The sequence below is a fragment of the Amycolatopsis sp. NPDC005961 genome, from assembly GCF_040629235.1.
Classification (GTDB): Bacteria; Actinomycetota; Actinomycetes; order Mycobacteriales; family Pseudonocardiaceae; genus Amycolatopsis; species Amycolatopsis camponoti.
In genome coordinates, this window is sequence record NZ_JBEXVF010000149.1 from 1 (window position 1) to 5,270 (window position 5,270).

General features: G+C 72.3%; 5 protein-coding genes. 2 read left to right on the plus strand and 3 right to left on the minus strand.

Annotated elements, in window-relative coordinates; translation table 11 throughout:
• Positions 1 to 139 precede the first annotated feature (139 nt).
• From tsaD to tsaB, 3 genes are read right to left on the minus strand one after another with little or no spacing between them, the layout of a single operon-like run.
• On the minus strand, positions 140 to 1,186 hold the full coding sequence (gene tsaD, locus ABZ342_RS48775; protein WP_360488889.1) for a tRNA (adenosine(37)-N6)-threonylcarbamoyltransferase complex transferase subunit TsaD: 1,047 nt from the start codon (positions 1,184 to 1,186) through the stop codon (positions 140 to 142).
• Positions 1,186 to 1,665: a ribosomal protein S18-alanine N-acetyltransferase gene (gene rimI, locus ABZ342_RS48780; protein ID WP_155548914.1), complete on the minus strand. Its 480-nt coding sequence runs from the start codon at positions 1,663 to 1,665 to the stop codon at positions 1,186 to 1,188. The genes tsaD and rimI overlap by 1 nt, the downstream gene beginning before the upstream one ends.
• Positions 1,662 to 2,327, minus strand: coding sequence for a tRNA (adenosine(37)-N6)-threonylcarbamoyltransferase complex dimerization subunit type 1 TsaB (tsaB, locus tag ABZ342_RS48785; RefSeq protein ID WP_360488892.1), 666 nt, complete (start codon positions 2,325 to 2,327; stop codon positions 1,662 to 1,664). The genes rimI and tsaB overlap by 4 nt, the downstream gene beginning before the upstream one ends.
• Positions 2,328 to 2,426: 99 nt before the next feature.
• On the opposite strand from tsaB, the gene ABZ342_RS48790 reads away from it, so the two are divergent.
• Together ABZ342_RS48790 and ABZ342_RS48795 are read left to right on the plus strand one after the other, a co-directional pair.
• Entirely contained in the window at positions 2,427 to 3,851 is a 1,425-nt protein-coding gene (locus ABZ342_RS48790; RefSeq protein ID WP_360488896.1) for an acyl-CoA synthetase, read from the plus strand.
• The gene (locus ABZ342_RS48795; protein ID WP_360488894.1) at positions 3,844 to 5,175 is read left to right on the plus strand and encodes a carboxyl transferase domain-containing protein; all 1,332 of its coding nucleotides are present in this window, start codon (positions 3,844 to 3,846) and stop codon (positions 5,173 to 5,175) included. The genes ABZ342_RS48790 and ABZ342_RS48795 overlap by 8 nt, the downstream gene beginning before the upstream one ends.
• Positions 5,176 to 5,270 lie beyond the last annotated feature (95 nt).

Below are 5,270 nucleotides of genomic sequence, written 5' to 3' on the forward strand. Positions count from 1 at the left end.
CACGTGCTGCCGCTTTCGAAGCGGGACAAGATCTTCGTGGCCGGCAAGAACGCGGACGACATCGGCAACCAGTCCGGGGGCTGGACCGTCGGCTGCCGCCGGCCGTAGTCACAATGGCCGAGCGGGGTGGCGAACGACCCTAGAGCGACACCACCGACACCGGCAGAGCCGGGTTAGCACTGAAGTCCAGCGCCGCAGTCGGACGCTTGGCCGCCACCACATGCGCCCCCAAAGCCGCGATCATCGCGCCATTATCCGTACACAGCCGCGGCCGCGGAACCCGCAGCTCGATCCCAGCCGCGGCACAACGCTCAGCCGCCAGCGACGAAAGCCGCGAGTTCGCCGCCACACCACCGGAAATCACGATGGTGCCAATCCCCTGCTCCTTAGCCGCACGAATCGCCTTCATGGTCAGCACATCCGCAACGGCCTCCTGGAACGACGCAGCAACGTCATCCACCGGGATCTCCTCGCCCCGCCGAGCCGCACCCTCGACCCAACGCGCCACCGACGTCTTCAAGCCCGAAAAAGAAAAGTCGTTCTTAGCGTCGCGCGGACCCGTCATACCCCGAGGGAAGGCGATCGCAGAAGGATTCCCATTCTTCGCAGCCTTATCGATCGGCGGCCCACCCGGGTACGGCAAGCCCAGCACGCGCGCAACCTTGTCGTAAGCCTCACCAGCCGCATCATCCACAGTGGACCCCAACTCGGTGATCGACGACGCGATATCGTCGACGCGCAGCAGCTGGGTATGCCCACCGGAGACCAGCAGCGCCAGGCACGGCGTCGGCAACGGCCCGTGCTGCAGCGTGTCCACCGCGATGTGCCCGGCCAGGTGGTTGACGCCGTACAAAGGAACGTCCAGCGCCGTCGCGTAAGCCTTCGCCGCGGACACACCGACCAGCAGCGCACCGGCCAGGCCCGGCCCGGCCGTCACCGCAATAGCGTCCACATCGGACAGTGCGAGCCCGGCTTTTTCGAAGGCACGCGAAGTCGTCGGGACCATCGCCTCGAGGTGCGCGCGACTGGCGACCTCGGGCACCACGCCACCGAACCGGGCGTGCTGCTCGACGCTGGAAGCGACCTCGTCGGCGAGCAGCTCGACCGTGCCGTCGTCGTGCAGGCGGACCAGGCCGACGCCGGTCTCGTCGCACGAGCTCTCGATGCCCATGATGATGCGTGACATCAGCCCGCCACCTCGTCTCGCGTCCGCGCCGGGCGGACCATCGTGTACGCGTCGGCGCCGGAGGGCTGGTAGTAGCGCTTCCGGATGCCGAGCCGTTCGAAGCCGTGGCTCTCGTACAGCGCGAGAGCCGAGTCGTTGTCCGTGCGGACCTCGAGGAACACCGGCGCCTCGAACTCGTCGGCCCGCTCCAGCAGGGCCCGCAGCAGCGCCTTGCCGATACCCCGGCGCTGGTGCTCGGGCGCGACGCCGATGGTGTGCACGGTCGCCTCGTACTCGCCGCGGCGGCGTCCGACGACGGCGAGCCCGGCGTACCCGAGCAGCTCGTCGCTCTCGTCCGGGCGCGCGGCGAGGTAGAAGTTGCCCGCGTCCAGCTCCGAGTGGAAGGCGCGGGAGCTCCACGGGTCGTCGCCGGGGAAGAGGATCTGCTCGATCTCGACGCACCGGGCGATGTCCCGGCGGCGCAGCGGCTCGAGTCTCACGGCGCGGTCACCCGTTTCGGCGCGGTGGGCTCGGCGGCGTCGGGACGGCGCAGGTACAGGGGCGTCAGCGGCGCGGGCGTTTCCTTCGCCAGCAACGCACTCCGCGCGACCTTCACCAAGCCGGCGGGCGACGGGAAGCGCGGCTCGATCGGCTGGACGTCGAGCGCGTCGGCGTACAGCACCGCGCCGTCGCCGGCCGCGACCTCGATCCCGGTCTCCAGCTCGGCCGGGCGCTGGACGTGCGGGCCGTCGGTGCGGTTCCCGGCGGCGTCGTACGCGGCCCAGTAGACCTCGCGGCGGCGGGCGTCGGTGAGGACGAGGAAAGCGCTGTCGCTCCGGACGACGTCGGCGGCCAGCGCGTCGAGGCTGCAGACGGGGTACACCGGGAGGCCGAGGGCGTGCCCGAGCGCGGCGGCGGTGGCCATCCCGGCGCGCAGGCCGGTGAAGGGGCCGGGCCCGACGCCGACGACGATCGCGTCGAGGTCCTTGAGCGACACTCCGGCGGCCTCGGCGGCGGCCAGCGCGTGCGGCATGATCAGCTCGCCGTGGGCGCGAGGGTCCACTGTGACGCGTTCGCCGCGCGTCTCGACCCCGTCGCCGTCCGCCTCGACGACGCCCGCGGTGACCGCCGGGGTCGAGGTATCGATCGCCAGTACCAACACGGTAAGCAAGCGTACGACCAGGGCCTTCGGCCGCTTGCTGCAGGGGACTGATCCGCACGGTAACGTGCGGGGCGAGTGCGACTCTGGGAGGTCCCCGCGGTGCCCGACCCGTTGTTCCCCACCCTCGCGTCAGGTTCGGGCAAGGAAGCCCTCCGGTTCGGCGAACAGGCTCTTGCTTACCGTGAACTCGCCGCGGTCGCCGGCGGTCTCGCCGCCGGGCTGCCCCGTGGCCGGGTCGCGGTCTGGGCGACCCCGACCCTCCACACGAGCGTCGCCGTCGTGGCCGCGCTGCTGGCCGGCGTCCCGGCCGTGCCGCTCAACCCGAAGATCGGCGAGCGTGAGCTGGCCCACATCCTCGCCGACAGCGAACCGGAGCTGGTGCTGGCCGAACCGGGCGTCGAGCTGCCCGAAGGCCTGGCGGCGCTGCCCCGCCGTGACATCCCGCTGACCGGCGAAACCACGCCGATCCCGGACGAGCCCGACCCCGAGACGCCCGCGCTGATCGTCTACACGTCGGGCACCACCGGCCCGCCCAAGGGCGTCGTCCTCCCCCGCCGGTCGATCGCGACGACGCTCGACGCTCTCGAGGACGCCTGGGGCTGGACCGGCGAAGACGTCCTCGTGCACGGGCTCCCGCTGTTCCACGTGCACGGCCTGATCCTCGGCATCCTCGGCCCGCTGCGCCGCGGCGGTTCGGTGCGCCACCTCGGCCGCTTCTCGACCGAAGGCGTCACGCGCGAGCTGGCGACCGGCGCGACCATGCTGTTCGGCGTCCCGACGATGTACCACCGCATCGCCGGCGAGGTCGCCACGGACACCGCGCTGGCGGAGGCGCTGAAGAACGCACGGCTGCTGGTTTCCGGGTCGGCCGCGCTGCCGGTGCACGACCACCAGCGGATCACCGCGGCGACCGGCCAGCAGGTCGTCGAGCGCTACGGGATGACCGAGACGCTGATGAACACGAGCGTCCGCGCGGACGGCGAGCGCAAGCCCGGCACCGTCGGCGTCCCGCTGCGCGGCGTCGAGCTCAGGCTGGTCGGCGAAGCCGGCGAGACGATCGAGGACCTCGACAGCGTCGGCGAGATCCAGGTGCGCGGGCCCAACTTGTTCACCGAGTACCTCAACCGCCCGGACGCGACGGCGGCCGCGTTCGACGGCGGCTGGTTCCGCACCGGCGACATGGCCACCCGCGACTCCGACGGGTACGTGCAGATCGTCGGGCGCAAGGCGACCGACCTGATCAAGAGCGGCGGCTACAAGATCGGCGCCGGCGAGATCGAGAACGCGCTGCTCGAACACCCCGGCGTCGCGGAGGCGGCCGTCACCGGCGAGCCGGACGACGACCTCGGCGAGCGGATCGTCGCGTGGATCGTGCCCGACGGGGAGCCACCCGGCGCGGAGGAGCTGGCCGACCACGTCGCGAAGCTGCTCTCGCCGCACAAGCGCCCGCGGGTCGTCCGCTACCTGGACGCGTTGCCGCGCAACGACATGGGCAAGGTCATGAAGCGGGCGCTCGGTGACTAGACGGCCGGCGCGCGAGGTCGTCGGCGCGATCGCCAACGGCTTCGAGGAGTTCCCCACGCCGTTGCGCGACGAGCCGGCCGACGGGCCGATCGGCTGGCCCGGTTACCGCGAAGCACGCTCCGCCGCCGAAGAGCGCACCGGTGAGAAGGAGTCCGTCGTCTGCGGGACGGCGAAGGTCGGCGACGTCGAGGCCGTGCTGATCGCGTTCGAGTTCGGGTTCCTCGGCGGGTCGCTCGGGCAGCGCACCGGCGACCGGATCGAGGCGGCGTTCGCGCACGCGCGCGACGCGCGGCTGCCGGTGGTGTCGCTGATTTCGACCGGCGGCAGCCGCATGCAGCAGGGCATGCGCGCGTTGATGCAGCTGCAGCGGGTGGCCCGGGCGTCGGCGCTGACGCGGGCGTCGGGCATCCCGCAGATCTCGGTGCTGCGCGACCCGACGACCGGCGGCGGCTGGGCGACGCTCGGCGCGGGTGCCGACGTCATCCTCGCGCTGCCGGAAGCACAGGTCGGCTTCGCGGGCTCGCGGGTGCGTCCGGACGGATCGCCGGAGGCGTACACGGCGGAGGCCAAGTACGAGTGGGGTCAGGTCGACGCTCTGGTGTCCCCGGACGCGCTCGGCCCGACCCTGGAACGGTGGCTGCGGCTGCTGACCGCACACTCGTCGGCGGCCGCTCCGCCGCCTTCGGCGCTACGAGCGGCTTCGCTGCCTTCGACGGGCTGGGAGGCGGTGGAGGCCGCGCGGTCCCCGCGTCGGCCGCGGGCCGTCGAGTACCTCGACGCGTACTTCGACTGGCGCTCGGACGTCAGCGGCGACCGCACCGGCGGCGTCGACCCGGGTGTCCTGTGCGGCTTCGGCTGGCGTGACGGCCGGACGATCGCGTACGCGGCCCAGTGCGGCACACCGACGTTGCCTTCGGGCTTCCGGACGGCGGCGCGGCTGGTCAAGCTGGCTTCCCGGCTGGGCATCCCGGTGCTGACCCTGGTCGACACCCCGGGCGCGGCGAACGACGCGGCGGCCGAGCAGGCGGGCGCGGGCGGCGCGATCGCGGCGATGTTCGAAGCGGTCGCGACGGCCTCGATCCCGGTGACGACCTTGGTGATCGGCGAGGGCGGCTCGGGCGGCGCACTGGCGTTCGCGGCCCTGGAGTCGACGTGGGTGACCCCGGACGCGTACTTCTCGGTGACGTCCCCGGAAGCCGCGGCGGCGATCCTGAAGCGACCGGCTTCGGAGGTGCCGGACATCGCCAACCAGCTGCACCTGCGGCCACAGGACCTGGTGGACCTCGGGGTCGCCCGCGCGGTCGTGAGTGAGAAACAGGGTTAGACGCAGTTCCGAACGCGGGTAGCCGGAGCCGCTGGTGGTGACACCGTCGACCGCCGCCCGGAACCGCACGCCGGCGCAATCGGCGGTCGGGACGA

Excerpts from the sequence above, each read along its gene's own strand:
- tsaD (WP_360488889.1), bottom strand. The coding sequence starts at position 1,186 with ATGTCACGCATCATCATGGGCATCGAGAGCTCGTGCGACGAGACCGGC.